Annotated in this window: 12 protein-coding genes; 8 read left to right on the top strand and 4 right to left on the bottom strand. The window is 60.8% G+C overall.

Annotation, left to right across the window (positions count from 1 at the left end):
- Positions 1–39 precede the first annotated feature (39 nt).
- Entirely contained in the window at positions 40–507 is a 468-nt protein-coding gene (locus BLQ41_RS27480) for a TlpA disulfide reductase family protein (protein ID WP_090186949.1), read from the top strand.
- 110 nt (positions 508–617) lie between these two features.
- Here the strand turns inward: BLQ41_RS27480 and BLQ41_RS27475 are convergent, their stop codons facing one another.
- Both BLQ41_RS27475 and BLQ41_RS27470 read right to left on the bottom strand, forming a co-directional pair.
- On the bottom strand, positions 618–1022 hold the full coding sequence (locus BLQ41_RS27475; protein WP_090186946.1) for an META domain-containing protein: 405 nt from the start codon (positions 1020–1022) through the stop codon (positions 618–620).
- Entirely contained in the window at positions 1022–1456 is a 435-nt protein-coding gene (locus BLQ41_RS27470; RefSeq protein WP_090186943.1) for a hypothetical protein, read from the bottom strand. The genes BLQ41_RS27475 and BLQ41_RS27470 overlap by 1 nt, the downstream gene beginning before the upstream one ends.
- A 134-nt stretch (positions 1457–1590) precedes the next feature.
- Between BLQ41_RS27470 and BLQ41_RS27465 the strand changes: the two genes are divergently transcribed.
- Entirely contained in the window at positions 1591–1998 is a 408-nt protein-coding gene (locus BLQ41_RS27465) for a hypothetical protein (RefSeq protein ID WP_090186940.1), read from the top strand.
- A gap of 6 nt (positions 1999–2004) precedes the next feature.
- On the opposite strand, the gene BLQ41_RS27460 is transcribed toward BLQ41_RS27465, so the two are convergent.
- Together BLQ41_RS27460 and BLQ41_RS27455 are read right to left on the bottom strand one after the other, a co-directional pair.
- Entirely contained in the window at positions 2005–2994 is a 990-nt protein-coding gene (locus tag BLQ41_RS27460) for a 2-hydroxyacid dehydrogenase (RefSeq protein ID WP_090186938.1), read from the bottom strand.
- A gap of 170 nt (positions 2995–3164) precedes the next feature.
- Positions 3165–5918 (bottom strand): response regulator, encoded by a 2754-nt coding sequence (locus BLQ41_RS27455; RefSeq protein ID WP_090186934.1) that lies wholly within the window; start codon positions 5916–5918, stop codon positions 3165–3167.
- Positions 5919–6132: 214 nt separating this feature from the next.
- On the opposite strand from BLQ41_RS27455, the gene BLQ41_RS27450 reads away from it, so the two are divergent.
- The 6 genes from BLQ41_RS27450 (at position 6133) to mazG (ending at position 14006) form a co-directional block, all read left to right on the top strand.
- Complete coding sequence (locus tag BLQ41_RS27450) at positions 6133–6855, top strand: response regulator transcription factor (RefSeq protein ID WP_090186931.1); 723 nt, start codon at positions 6133–6135, stop codon at positions 6853–6855.
- Positions 6842–8272 (top strand): sensor histidine kinase, encoded by a 1431-nt coding sequence (locus BLQ41_RS27445; RefSeq protein ID WP_090186926.1) that lies wholly within the window; start codon positions 6842–6844, stop codon positions 8270–8272. The genes BLQ41_RS27450 and BLQ41_RS27445 overlap by 14 nt, the downstream gene beginning before the upstream one ends.
- A 158-nt stretch (positions 8273–8430) precedes the next feature.
- Entirely contained in the window at positions 8431–9333 is a 903-nt protein-coding gene (gene cysM / locus BLQ41_RS27440; protein WP_090186922.1) for a cysteine synthase CysM, read from the top strand.
- Positions 9333–10685, top strand: coding sequence for a 23S rRNA (uracil(1939)-C(5))-methyltransferase RlmD (gene rlmD / locus BLQ41_RS27435; protein ID WP_090186919.1), 1353 nt, complete (start codon positions 9333–9335; stop codon positions 10683–10685). The genes cysM and rlmD overlap by 1 nt, the downstream gene beginning before the upstream one ends.
- Before the next feature lie 122 nt (positions 10686–10807).
- Positions 10808–13051: a GTP diphosphokinase gene (gene relA / locus BLQ41_RS27430; RefSeq protein WP_090186916.1), complete on the top strand. Its 2244-nt coding sequence runs from the start codon at positions 10808–10810 to the stop codon at positions 13049–13051.
- Between the two features lie 121 nt (positions 13052–13172).
- Positions 13173–14006 (top strand): nucleoside triphosphate pyrophosphohydrolase, encoded by an 834-nt coding sequence (gene mazG / locus BLQ41_RS27425; RefSeq protein WP_090188863.1) that lies wholly within the window; start codon positions 13173–13175, stop codon positions 14004–14006.
- The last annotated feature ends 13 nt before the right edge of the window (positions 14007–14019 follow it).

Below are 14019 nucleotides of genomic sequence, written 5' to 3'. Positions count from 1 at the left end.
GGGTTGCAGGCGCATTCAATTTTGAACAAGGAACTCGACATGACAAGGCGACTGGCAGCGGCATTGGCAATCATTGGCGCGTTGATGCTGGGGGGCTGCGGCAACGACTATGGCATCGACCAGAATGGCCACAAAGTCGCCGCCGAACGCCTGGACAAACAATGGGTGGTGCTCAACTACTGGGCCGAATGGTGTGGTCCGTGCCGGACCGAGATTCCGGAGTTGAATGCGCTGGCCGAACAGCTGAAAGACAAAAAGATCGGTGTGTTCGGGGTCAATTTCGACAATGTGCAGGGCGAAGAGTTGAAAAGCGCCAGTGAAAAACTGGGGATCAAGTTCACGGTGCTGGCGTCGGACCCGGCCGATCTTTTTGAATTGCCACGCAGCGAGGCACTGCCGGTGACGTACATCATCGATAACCGGGGCAAGGTGCGTGAACAACTGATGGGCGAACAGACAGCGGCGGGGGTGATGGCCAAGCTTGAGGCGTTGCAGGCGAAGAACTGAAAGCAAAAGATCGCAGTCTCGCTTCACTCGACAGCTCCTACAGGTGGAATGCGAAACCCTTGTAGGAGCTGTCGAGTAAAACGAGGCTGCGATCTTTTAGGGCTAAACAATCAACCCTCTTCAAGCCACCAGCGCAACGGCTTGCCCTCGGCCGGCCAGAAACGCATCTGCTCGATCGGCGATACGTCCCAGCGCTGCACGCCTTCCAGCGCCTGCAAGAAGCGCTGTTCCTGCTCCATGACTGCCGGCGCACACAACTTGCGCGTGCTGCCGATCTTGCCGAAGCTCAGCTTCTCGCCGTCAAGCGTGTACGGCGCGAACCAATGGTTGCAGCCGCCATTACCGTAGGCCCGACCGTCATCACCCAGGGTGATGGTCAGGTGGCTGTAATCCATCAGCGGACGTTCGCCGATCCATTCCAGAATGTAGCTGCGATTTTGTTCAAGTTGTACCGGTTCGGCAGCGCAGCCCATCAGGGTGGCACCAACGATTGCGGGCAGAGCGAGGCGTTTCATTACGCGGGCTCCTGGCATTTCGGGCACAGGTGCTTCTCGCCAGCGGTGGTCCAGCCCAGCTCGGCAATCCGCGCGGTGGCCGCCGGTTTTTCAGCCTTGTTGCCCAGCTTGGCGTCGACCGCGAACTCGAAACTCAACTCTTTGGCGCAGCTGTCGCAATTGACTTTCCAGGTGTGGATTGCCAATTCGCCGAACACCGGACCACTGGCCACTGCGACCCATTGGCCTGGCGGATTGATCAAGTGGCGAACCGTTTCAACGGTCAGGCGCATGGACAAGTCCTTGGCACCTTTGAGGGTCACGACCAGCACGTCATTATTACGAATCGAGCCGCCGTTGCCGGTGACTTGATAACGCCCCGGCACGAGGGCGCGGCATTCGGTGAGGGTGTGTTGCGGGTTCATCAGGCTGTAGCGGAAATCGTGTTCGACCATGGGTCCTCCAAATATGCGCGGTATGCTATCACGGGCCTGCACGCAGCATCGCGTGGGCAGATGACCTTCGATCAGGTTCAAATTACCCACTGACTCATGGCAAACTGCCGCTTTTGCATCTCTAAGGAACGGACATGGCGTTAATCGAATGTTACGAGTGCAAGCAGAGCATCAGCTCCACGGCGCCTGCTTGCATTCATTGCGGTGCACCGGCAGGAACGGTGCAAGCGACCACATCGACGCCAGCGCCTGGGCCAGCACCGCTTTCATTCGGGCGTTTGCCAGCGGATGAGAAAGTGGCGAGAGTGACCCCGGCTGCATTTGGACGCAAACGCAAAACCCAGGGCCCTGCAGAGGTTCAGGCCGCGACACCAACACCGGTTCTCAACGGGCCGCGTCCGGTAGAGCTCTGGCTGAAACTGATGATTTTCTTCATGCCGCCGTTTTTTGTCTGTTTCCTGCTGCGTCGCGGGCATTCAGTGGGGCAGCGTCTGCTGGGCTTCGGCTGGCTGGGGCTGATGATCCTGTTGTCCAAGGCCTGAGAGCACTCAGCCCTCGACCCGGTTCTGCGGCGTCCCGGCGGCCCACGCTGCGATGTTCTGCAAGGTCGTCGTGGCAATCGCCGCCAGGGCTTCGCGGGTCAGGAAGGCCTGGTGCGCAGTGATGATCACGTTCGGAAAGGTCAATAACCGCGCCAGCACATCGTCTTGCAGCGGCAAGTCGGACCGGTCCTCGAAGAACAACTGCGCCTCTTCTTCATACACATCCAGTCCCAGATAACCCAGTTGACCGTCCTTCAGTGCGTCGATCAGCGCTGGCGTGTCCACCAGACCGCCGCGTCCGGTGTTGATCAACATGGCGCCGGGTTGCATGTGCGCAAGTGATTCGCCGTTGATCAAGTGTTTGCTCTGCTCATTCAGCGGGCAGTGCAGGCTGATGATCTGCGACTCGGCCAGCAGTTGCGGCAAGCTGAGGTAGCGAGCGCCGAGGGCCTCGACCTGAGGATTCGGATAAGGGTCGTAGGCCAGCAACTGGCAGCCGAAGCCGTTCATGATTTTGGCGAAGGTCGCGCCGATCTGTCCGGTGCCGACCACGCCGACGGTCTTGCCCACCAAATCGAACCCCGTCAGCCCGTGCAAGCTGAAATCCCCTTCGCGAGTGCGGTTGTAGGCGCGGTGCAAGCGGCGATTGAGTGCCAGGATCAGCGCCACCGCGTGCTCGGCCACGGCATGCGGCGAATAGGCCGGAACTCGCACAATCGAAAGCCCCAAGCGCTTTGCCGCCGTCAGATCAACGTGGTTGTAGCCGGCCGAGCGCAGGGCGACCAGACGTGTGCCACCCGCCGCCAAACGTTCGAGCACCGGGGCGCTGAGGTCATCATTGATAAAGGCGCAGACCACCTCGTGAGCATCGGCCAGCGCCACGGTATCGAGGCTCAGCCGTGCGGACTGAAACTGCAGTTCGATACCGGCGGGCAGATCGCAGCTCATAAAGCTGTCGCGATCATAGGTCTGGCTGCTGAATAGAATCGTGCGCATGCGGTCCTCCTGGATAACTCGATCACGCTTTATTAGGAGCTGTCGTGCCTTGGCGAGGCTGCGATCTCATCAAAAAGCAAAGCAAGATCAAAAGATCGCAGCCTCGTTTCACTCGACAGCTCCTACAGGGGGGAGTCTAGCGATTATGGTTACAGCGCCATTGCGCTGCATCAAGCGTTGATACGGGCGTGGGCGGCCAGGCGATTGATCGCGCGGTCGAGTTCTTCCAGCGCGCCGGTGGCTTTGGGGTCCTGTTGCTTGAGCAGGGTTTCGCTGCGCTGGCAGGCGGCCCGCAGTTGCGGGACACCGCAATAACGCGTCGCGCCGTGCAAGCGGTGAACCCGCTCGATCAGGGCGTTGTGGTCATTGGTTTCACGAGCAACACGAATCGCCTCGCGGTCCGCTTCCAGGGACGCCAGCAACATCGCCAGCATGTCCGCCGCCAGATCGGCTTTGCCGGCGGCCAGGCGCAAACCTTCGTCGTGGTCGAGCACCTGCAACTCATGAGCGCCGCCGAAGCTGTCGCTGGAACGCTCCGGCCCGTGATTGCGCAACGCCAGGCCGGTCCACTTCAGCACCACTTGCGCCAGTTGCCGCTCGCTGATCGGTTTGGTCAGGTAATCGTCCATGCCGCTTTGCAACAGGGCGCGTTTTTCGTTGGCCATGGCGTGGGCGGTGAGGGCGACAATGGGCAACGGCGTGCAGTGCCGTTCGGTTTCCCACTGGCGAATCGCTTCGGTGCTTTGGCGTCCATCCATGCCGGGCATTTGCACGTCCATCAGCACCAGATCAAAGGTTTCGGTTTGCACCGCTTTGACCGCCGCGTAACCGCTTTCCACCGCAAGAACCTTGGCGCCCATGTCTTCGAGCAGGGTTTGCACCAGCAACAGATTGGCCGGGTTGTCGTCGACGCACAGCACTTTTGGCGCGCGGCTCGACACCGGCTCGCCGGGCTCGCTGCGCTGCTGGCGCGGGTTGACCAGGTCGGACAGTGCCCGACGCAGTTTGCGGGTGCAGGCTGGTTTGGCCTGCAGCTGGCTGTGCGGATTGGGCACCGAGAGGTGAAACAGCGTCTGTTCGGTGGTCGGGCACAGCACCAGCACTTTGCAGCCCAGGTGTTCGAGGTCCCAGATGTGCTGGTTGAGGCGCTCGGGCGGCATGTCGTTGCTGGTGATGCCGAGCACCGCCAGGTCGATCGCCTGATCGGTCTGATGCGCACCGGTTACGCCATTGGCCAGGCTTTCCAGGGTGTTGAACGGCGTCACCGCGAGGCCGCAATCTTCCAATTGATGCTGCAATGCCTGACGCGCCAGTTCATGGTTTTCCAGCACCGCCACGCGACGCCCGAGCAACGGCGGGCCGGGCAGGTCTTCGGCGTCATCGCGGGTTTTGGGCAAACTGAGGCTGATCCAGAATTCCGAGCCTTCTCCCGGCGTGCTGTCGACACCGATCTCGCCACCCATCTGTTCGATCAACCGCTTGGAAATCACCAGCCCGAGGCCGGTGCCCCCCGGCTGGCGCGACAGCGAATTGTCGGCTTGGCTGAACGCCTGAAACAGCGCACGCACGTCCTGGTTGGACAGGCCGATGCCGGTGTCCTGAATGCTGATGCGCAGTTGCACGCTGTCTTCATGCTCTTCTTCAAGCATCGCGCGGGCGACGATGGTGCCCTCGCGGGTGAACTTGATCGCGTTGCTCACCAGATTGGTGAGGATCTGCTTGAGTCGCAGCGGATCGCCCACCAGCGACAACGGCGTGTCGCGGTACACCAGGCTCACCAGTTCAAGCTGTTTGGCGTGGGCGGCCGGGGCGAGGATGGTCAAGGTGTCTTGCAGCAGGTCGCGCAGGTTGAACGGGATGTTGTCGAGCACCAGTTTGCCGGCCTCGATTTTCGAGAAGTCGAGGATCTCGTTGATGATCCCCAGCAGGCTGTCGGCGGATTTCTCGATGGTGCCCAGATAATCGAGCTGGCGCGGGGTCAGTTCGCTTTTTTGCAGCAGGTGGGTAAAGCCGAGAATGCCGTTGAGCGGCGTGCGGATTTCATGGCTCATATTGGCCAGGAACTCGGATTTGATCCGGCTCGCTTCCAACGCTTCCTTGCGCGCCAGGTCCAGCTCGATGTTCTGGATCTCGATGGTTTCCAGGTTCTGGCGCACGTCTTCGGTGGCCTGATCGACGCTGTGCTGCAATTCTTCCTGAGCGTTTTGCAACGTACCGGCCATTCGGTTGATGCCGGACGCGAGCTCATCCAGTTCCTGGCTGCCAAGTGGTGGCAGGCGGGTTTCCAAGTGACCGTCCTTGAGTTGCGCCACCGCCAGTTTGATCTGGCTGATTGGTCGATTGATTGTGCGACCCATGCGCAATGCCAGCAGCGCCGCACCGGCCAGGCCCCCGCCGATCAGCAGCAGGCTGGCGAACAGGCTGCGGTAGCCGCGCAGCAGCATGCCGTTGTGGGACAGCTCAAGTTCGACCCAGCCCAGCAGGCGATCGGCTTCTTCGGGAATCAAGTCACCGGCCAGGTTGCGGTGTTTACCGAACACCGGCAGCAGGTAGCGCGTGGCATCGTTGCCACTGCGGCGCAGCATCTGCGAGCCGTTGCCCATGGGCGCCTGATTGAGCATGGTCGGGCCGGCATGGGCCAGCGGCGTGCGGTCGGGGGCGAGGAAAGTCACTGCGCGAACGTCGGCTGTTTCCAGCGACTGGGTAGCGATGCGCTCCAGCAGTTCATTGTCCTTGTGGCTCAGGGCCGGAGCGACCAGAGGTGCGAGCTGTTCGGCGATCATTTCACCGCGCTGCATCAGTTGGGTTTGCAGGTCCGATTGCTGCATCCAGGTGAAATAGCCGCCCAGGACCAAGGCCATCAGAGTGGTCGGCAATAGGGTCAGCAATAGCACGCGGCCTTTAATTCCCAGTTTCGTGAGCACGCATCTCTCCTGCATCCAGCTATTGATTGACCTGCGCGTACATCCGGCACGCGCCACTTGGGCAGTGTAGCGATTTGCATGCAGGCAATCTTCGTAAAATTGATGTCGTCATTCGTCTAGCGGAACGGCGCTTTAGCGTCATGGGCAAACCTTGGGTTGCCCATCGGCAGGCAATCTTGAATAATCCACAACTGAGAATTATTTGCAGATACTCATGACTCCCATCTCTGTTGGCCATCCCCGAATCCTGTCCATCGAAGACGACCTCGTGCTCGGTGCCTACGTGCGCGAGCATTTGGGACGCTGCGGGTTTCAGGTGACGTGGTGCCAGAACGGGCGAGAGGGCCTGGCCATCGCGCGTGCGCAAGCCTTTGATGTGGTGTTGATGGATATTTTGCTGCCGGGGCTGGACGGTCTGAACGTGCTGACGCAATTGCGACAGAGTCATTCCACCCCGGTGGTGCTGATGTCGGCGCTGGGCGCCGAGGCGGACCGCATCAGCGGTTTTCGTCTGGGGGCCGACGATTACCTGCCCAAACCCTTCAGCATCGCCGAGTTGCGGGTGCGCATCGAGGCGATCCTGCGTCGGGTGGCGCTCGACCGTCGGCCGCAACCGTCACCGACTGCACCTTCGCTGAATAGCCTGCGATTTGACGATGAACTGTGCGAGGTTTTCTACGGCGAGCATGCCGCCGGCCTGACCCGCAGCGAGTACCGCTTGCTGGAGACGCTCAACCGCAATGGCGATGAAGTGCTGAGCAAAGCCTTCCTTTATCAGCACGTGCTGCAACGCGGGTACGCGGCCCATGACCGCAGCCTCGACATGCATATCAGCCAGATCCGTCGCAAGCTCAACGCCATCGGTTACACCGAGCGCAAAGTGCGCACGGTCTGGGGCAAGGGTTACGTCTTGAGTGCCGGCGATGAAATGGTCTGACCTGCCGGGCCGGCATTCACTGTTCTGGAAACTGGCGTGTCTGTTGGTGGCGTTCTGTCTGCTGATGATCTGGCTAAGCTGGTCCTGGGGTCGATACATGGAACAGAAGAACCTGTTCCTCTCCGACGAGGCCCGGGGCACGTTGACTCGCTACGCGGCCGAAGCCGAGCACGCCTGGAATCAACGCCAGAGCGCAGGCATCGATGTCTGGCTGCAGGAGCTGGGAAAGCGCGAAAGGACGTGGGTCGGTGTCATCGGCGGCGATTTGCAGTCCCTGAGCAGCTACCCGCTGACCGACAAGGAAGTCCAGCGCCTGACCTTTTTGCGTGGGCTGGATTGGCCCACGAGTACTCATGCCAAAGGCCTGCCCTGGTTGAGGATCCCGTTTCCCAATGACCCGGCAGCGGGCAGCCTGGTCATCGAACTGCCCCAGCGCTTCATGCCCGGTCAATATCGGGTGTTCTGGCGCGTGATCACCAACGGCATCATTCCGGGGTCGTTCACATTATTACTGTGCGTCGGTCTTTATCGGCTGCTGGTCGTACCGTTGAACAGCTTGCGTGAACAAGCCAACGCCTGGCGCGTCGACCAGTTGAACGTGCGCTTGTCGAGCAATACCACCAATCGTTCGGATGAACTGGGTGAGCTGGGTCGGGCGTTCGATCACATGGCCGAACGGCTGCAAAGCAGCGTGGCCCTGCAACAGCAATTGCTGCGCGACCTGTCCCACGAACTGCGTACGCCACTGAGCCGCTTGCGGGTCGCCAGCGAAAGCGAGCAGGGACTGACGCAATTGCGTGAGCGTATCGGTCGGGAAGTCGATGGCATGCAGCGCCTGGTAGAAGACACGCTGCAACTGGCCTGGCTCGACACCGAACGCGCACCGCTACCCGAGGACGCGATCCAGATTCAGGCGCTGTGGGAAATGCTCACGGAAAACGCCTGCTATGAAACTGGCTGGCCGGCCAGTCAGTTGCACTGCTCGGTGGATGCGTCGTGCTGGGTTCGCGGCCATCTCAACACCTTGGCGCAGGCGCTGGAAAACATCCTGCGCAATGCCATTCGTCATTCCCCAAGTGGCGGCATCGTCCGTCTTGGCGCTGAGCGCGATGGCGACTTCTGGCAGGTGTGGCTGGAGGATGAGGGCGGCGGGGTGGCTGACGCGGATCTTGAGCGGATCTTCAGTCCGTTCATTCGCCTCGACGGCTCGCGGCCGGGGGATGGCGGGTTTGGCTTGGGGTTGAGCATCGCCAGGAATGCGGTGAAGCGCCAGGGCGGGAGCCTTTGGGCCGAGAATACCGGGACCGGGTTGCGGTTGAATATGCGGTTGATGGCAGATGATGACGTTGCCAGTGATGACGCCATCGCGAGCAGGCTCACTCCCACAGTGGATGTGTGCCGGCCACAAATCGTGTGATCAACCCCGCACCCTGTGGGAGCGGGCTTGCCCGCGAAGAGGATCGATTTCGCGCCCGCTTATTCCCATAAGCCATAAGCACCACACTTTGCGTGATATGGCCTGCGCACGTTTGCCGGTATGATAGGCGCCCCCGCAGTCTGGATTGCGAATACGCCATGACCTTGCAGTACCCAACCATCGCCGATTGCGTCGGCAACACTCCGCTGGTCCGTTTGCAGCGCCTGCCTGGCGCCACCAGCAACACCCTTTTGCTCAAGCTCGAAGGGAATAACCCGGCGGGTTCGGTCAAGGACCGTCCGGCGCTGTCGATGATCACCCGCGCCGAATTGCGCGGGCAGATTCACGTCGGCGATACGCTGATCGAAGCGACCTCGGGCAACACCGGGATCGCCCTGGCGATGGCCGCGGCGATCAAGGGTTACAAGATGATCCTGATCATGCCGGACAATTCCAGCGCCGAGCGCAAGGCCGCGATGACGGCGTATGGCGCCGAGCTGATTCTGGTGACCCAGGAAGAAGGCATGGAAGGCGCTCGCGACCTCGCCCAGCGTATGGAAGCCGAAGGCCGCGGCAAGGTGCTGGATCAGTTCGCCAACGGCGATAACCCTGAGGCGCATTACACCACCACCGGCCCGGAAATCTGGCGTCAGACCGAGGGCACCATCACGCATTTCGTCAGCTCGATGGGCACCACTGGCACCATCATGGGCGTCTCGCGCTACTTGAAAGAGCAGAGCGAGAACGTACAGATCATCGGCCTGCAACCGATGGAAGGCTCGGCGATTCCGGGCATCCGTCGCTGGCCGCAAGAATACCTGCCGAAGATTTACCAGGCTGATCGCGTGGACCGGATCGTCGACATGGCGCAAAGCGAAGCCGAAGACGTGACCCGTCGTCTGGCCCGCGAAGAAGGCATCTTCTGCGGTGTTTCTTCGGGCGGCGCGGTGGCAGCGATGCTGCGTCTTTCCAAAGAAGTTGAAAACGCGGTGATCGTCGCGATCATCTGCGACCGTGGCGACCGTTACTTGTCGACCGGCATTTTCGACGCGCCCAACTGATGGCCAAGCAAGAGAGAGGCCTGCGCTTCCAGCCCACCGGCGGAAGCAAGGCCCCGCAAATCCCGACCGGCAAAAAGCAGCGCTTGAGCATCGAGCGCCTCGCCAATGACGGTCGTGGCATCGCGTTTTTCGAAGGTCGCACCTGGTTCGTCATCGGCGCATTGGCCGGTGAAGAGGTCGAGGCGCGCGTGCTGGGTGCCCGCGGCAAAGTGGTCGAGGCCCGCACCGAGCGTGTGTTCCAGGCCAGCGAATTGCGTCGTCCCGCGCCGTGTCCGCATGCCGGTCGCTGTGGCGGTTGCAGCGTGCAACACCTGCCGCACAACGAACAACTCGCCCTCAAACAGAGCATGCTCGCTGAGCAACTGTCGAAAGTCGCCGGTGTCGAACCCCAAGAGTGGGCAGCGCCATTGAGCGGACCGGAATTCGGTTACCGCCGTCGCGCCCGCGTGGCGGTGCGCTGGGACATGAAAGCGAAAAAACTCGAAGTCGGTTTCCGTGCGGCGGGCAGTCAGGACATCGTTGCGATCAATGAATGCCCGGTGCTGGTACAGCCCTTGCAGCCAATCATGACCGGCTTGCCGGAGATGTTGCGGCGCTTGAGCAAACCGCAAGCGCTGGGCCATGTGGAATTGTTCAGCGGTTCGTCATTGGCGGTGTTGCTGCGGCACATGGCGCCACTGTCAGATGCCGATCTGACCATCCTCAAGGAATTCTGCGCCGCCCATGATGCCCAGCTGTGGCTGCACGGTGAAGGCGAACCGCAACCGGTCGAGGCGGGGCAGTCCCTGGGTTATCGCCTTGAGCAGTGGGACTTGAACCTGGCGTACCGGCCAGGAGATTTCATTCAGGTCAACGCCGGCGTCAACGAAGCGATGGTTGCCCAGGCACTGGACTGGTTGAAGCCGACATCGCAGGAGCGGGTTCTCGATCTATTCTGTGGATTAGGCAACTTCGCCTTGCCGCTGGCCAAAGCGGTTCGCGAAGTGGTGGCGGTCGAAGGCGTGCAAGCGATGGTCGAGCGGGCGGCCGAAAATGCGGCTAGCAATAATCTGCATAATGCGCATTTTTTTCAGGCCGATTTATCCCTGCCTTTGACCGATGCCGAGTGGGCGCGCGAAGGCTTTTGTGCGGTACTCTTGGACCCACCGCGTGACGGTGCTTTCGAGGTCGTGCGCACGCTGGCATCGCTGGGTGCCAAACGGTTGGTGTACGTGTCGTGCAACCCGGCAACTCTGGCGCGCGACACGGTCGAATTGATCAAGCAGGGCTACCGGTTAAAACGTGCCGGGATTCTCGATATGTTTCCTCAGACGGCACATGTCGAGGCCATGGCGTTATTTGAAGCGAGCTAGGACGGCTCGTCTGGTCCGACTGGCCGCCCGTGCAGCTCTCGCATTAGCCCCGTGAGGGCAATCGGGCAATGAAGGTCAGCGAATTGACGCATTGAATCTGCGTCGTAGGGAAGGTAAGCAAGATGGTACAGGTGAGAGCACACCAGCCGATCAACACCGACGGCAGTATCAATCTCGAGGCTTGGCTCGATCATGCGGTCAGTGTCGATCTGGCACTGGATCGCGAAGCCTTGAAGGAAGCGTGCGAGTTCGCTCGTACGTCTGAACAACAGGCCAATGCGGCGAAAAACCTGTGGTCCGAAGGGACCTCCAGTTTCCGCACGGGCCTTGAGATCGCCGAGATTCTCGCCGACCTCAAACTTGATCAGGATTCGTTGGTCGCAGCGGTCCTGTACCGCGGCGTGCGCGAAGGCCAGATCGAACTGCCGGCCGTGAGCCAGCGCTTCGGTCCGGTGGTCGCCAAACTCATCGACGGCGTGTTGCGCATGGCGGCGATCAGCGCCAGCCTGAGCCCCCGTCAATCGCTGGTGCTGGGCACTCAGGGCCAGGTCGAAAACCTACGCAAGATGCTCGTGGCCATGGTCGACGACGTACGCGTCGCGCTGATCAAACTGGCCGAACGCACCTGCGCGATCCGTGCGGTTAAAACCGCTGACGATGAAAAGCGCAATCGCGTGGCCCGTGAAGTCTTCGACATCTACGCGCCGCTGGCTCACCGTCTCGGTATCGGTCACATCAAGTGGGAGCTGGAGGACTTGTCCTTCCGTTACCTCGAGCCCGATCAGTACAAGCAGATCGCCAAGTTGCTCCACGAGCGGCGACTGGATCGCGAGCGCTTCATCGCCGATGTGATGAGCCAGCTGAAGAATGAGCTGACCGCGACCGGCGTCGACGCCGACATCAGTGGCCGGGCCAAACACATCTATTCGATCTGGCGCAAAATGCAGCGCAAGGGTCTGGAGTTCAGCCAGATCTACGACGTGCGTGCCGTGCGCGTGCTGGTGCCGGAAATGCGCGATTGCTACACCGCGCTCGGCATCGTCCACACCTTGTGGCGGCACATCCCGAAAGAATTCGACGACTACATCGCCAACCCGAAAGAGAACGGCTACCGCTCGCTGCACACCGCGGTGATCGGCCCTGAAGGCAAGGTGCTGGAGGTGCAGATCCGCACCCACGCCATGCACGAGGAAGCCGAGCTGGGCGTTTGCGCGCACTGGCGCTACAAGGGCACCGACGTCAAGTCCGGCTCCAATCACTACGAAGAGAAAATCTCCTGGCTGCGTCAGGTGCTCGAGTGGCATGAAGAGCTGGGCGATATCGGTGGTCTAGCCGAGCAACTGCGTGTCGATATCGAACCAGACCGTGTCTACATCTTCACCCCGGACGGTCACGCGATCGACTTGCCCAAGGGCGCGACACCGCTGGACTTCGCCTACCGCGTGCACACCGAAATCGGTCACAACTGCCGTGGCGCGAAAATCAACGGGCGCATCGTTCCGCTCAACTACAGCCTGCAAACCGGTGAACAGGTCGAGATCATCACCAGCAAGCACGGCACGCCGAGTCGCGACTGGCTGAACCCGAACCTGGGTTACATCACCACCTCGCGGGCGCGGGCGAAGATCGTTCACTGGTTCAAATTGCAGGCTCGCGATCAGAACGTCGCAGCCGGCAAAACCTTGCTCGAACGTGAGCTGAGTCGCCTCGGTCTGCCGGCGGTGGACTTCGACAAGCTGGCCGACAAGGCCAACATGAAGACCGCCGAGGACATGTACGCGGCGTTGGGCGCCGGCGATTTGCGCCTGGCGCAACTGGTGAACCTGGCGCAACAACTGGTCGAGCCGGAACGCGGCAACGAACAGCTGGAACTGATCCCGCGCAAAGCCACCGGTTACAAGCCGGGCAAACGTGGCGACATTCAGATCCAGGGCGTCGGCAACCTGATGACGCAAATGGCCGGCTGCTGCCAGCCGTTGCCGGGCGATGCGATCGTCGGTTACATCACCCAGGGTCGCGGCGTGAGCATTCACCGTCAGGACTGCGCCTCGGTGCTGCAACTGGCCGGGCGCGAGCCCGAGCGGATCATCCAGGTCAGCTGGGGGCCGGTGCCGGTGCTCACCTATCCGGTGGACATCATCATCCGCGCCTACGACCGTTCCGGTTTGCTGCGTGACGTGTCGCAGGTGCTGCTCAACGAGCGGATCAACGTGCTGGCGGTCAACACCCGCTCGAATAAAGAGGACAACACGGCGTTGATGTCCCTGACCATCGAGATTCCCGGGCTGGATGCACTGGGGCGGTTGCTGGGGCGGATTTCCCAGTTGCCGAACATCATCGAAACCCGGCGTAACCGGACACCTTGAAGATGTACCCGTGTGGGAGCTGGCCTGCCAGCGATACAGGCGCCTCGGTCTTCCATTAAAGTCGAGGTGATGCCATCGCTGGCAGGCCAGCTCCCACAGGTTTTGTGATGAGACATGAATGATGTACAGCCTTGAAGACTTGCTGCACCTGATGAGCCGCTTGCGCGACCCGCAATTCGGTTGCCCGTGGGACATCAAGCAAACCTACGCCACCATCGTCCCGCACACCCTTGAGGAAGCCTACGAGGTCGCCGATGCCATCGAGCGCGGTGACTTCGATCACTTGCAGGGTGAACTTGGCGATTTACTGTTCCAGGTGGTTTATTACAGCCAGCTGGCTCGGGAAGAAGGGCGCTTCGAATTCGCCGGCGTGATCGACAGCATTACGCGCAAGCTGATCCGTCGTCATCCTCATGTGTTTCCGACAGGCGATCTGTACGCGCCACTGGATGTCCCGCGCCTGAGTGAAGAACAGGTCAAGCAGCGCTGGGAAGAGATCAAGGCCGAAGAACGTGCCGAGAAATCTGTCGCGCCGCAGCAGCTGTCATTGCTCGACGACGTGCCTGCCGCATTGCCAGCGTTGTCTCGTTCGGCCAAATTGCAAAAGCGCGCAGGGCAGGTCGGTTTCGACTGGCCGCACGCCTTGCCGGTGCTGGACAAGGTTCGCGAAGAGCTCGATGAAATACTCGAAGCCATGGCCGATAACGATCCGGTAGCGATTGCCGATGAAGTCGGCGACTTGCTGTTTTCCGTGGTCAATCTGGCGCGTCATCTGAAGGTCGATCCGGAAACTGCATTGCGTGGCGCCAACAGCAAGTTCGAAAGACGCTTCCGTTTTATCGAACAGGCATTGCGCGATACCCATCGTCCCATGGAAGATTGCACCCTCGAAGAGTTGGACGCCTTGTGGGGCGAAGCCAAACGTCAGGAAAAGAATGTGTCCAGCTGCGGTTGAGCAGTGGCCTAAG

This window comes from Pseudomonas arsenicoxydans (genome assembly GCF_900103875.1).
Lineage (GTDB): Bacteria > Pseudomonadota > Gammaproteobacteria > Pseudomonadales > Pseudomonadaceae > Aquipseudomonas > Aquipseudomonas arsenicoxydans.
Note: the sequence above shows the minus strand (reverse complement) of the source record. Positions and strands in the feature narration are given on the sequence as shown.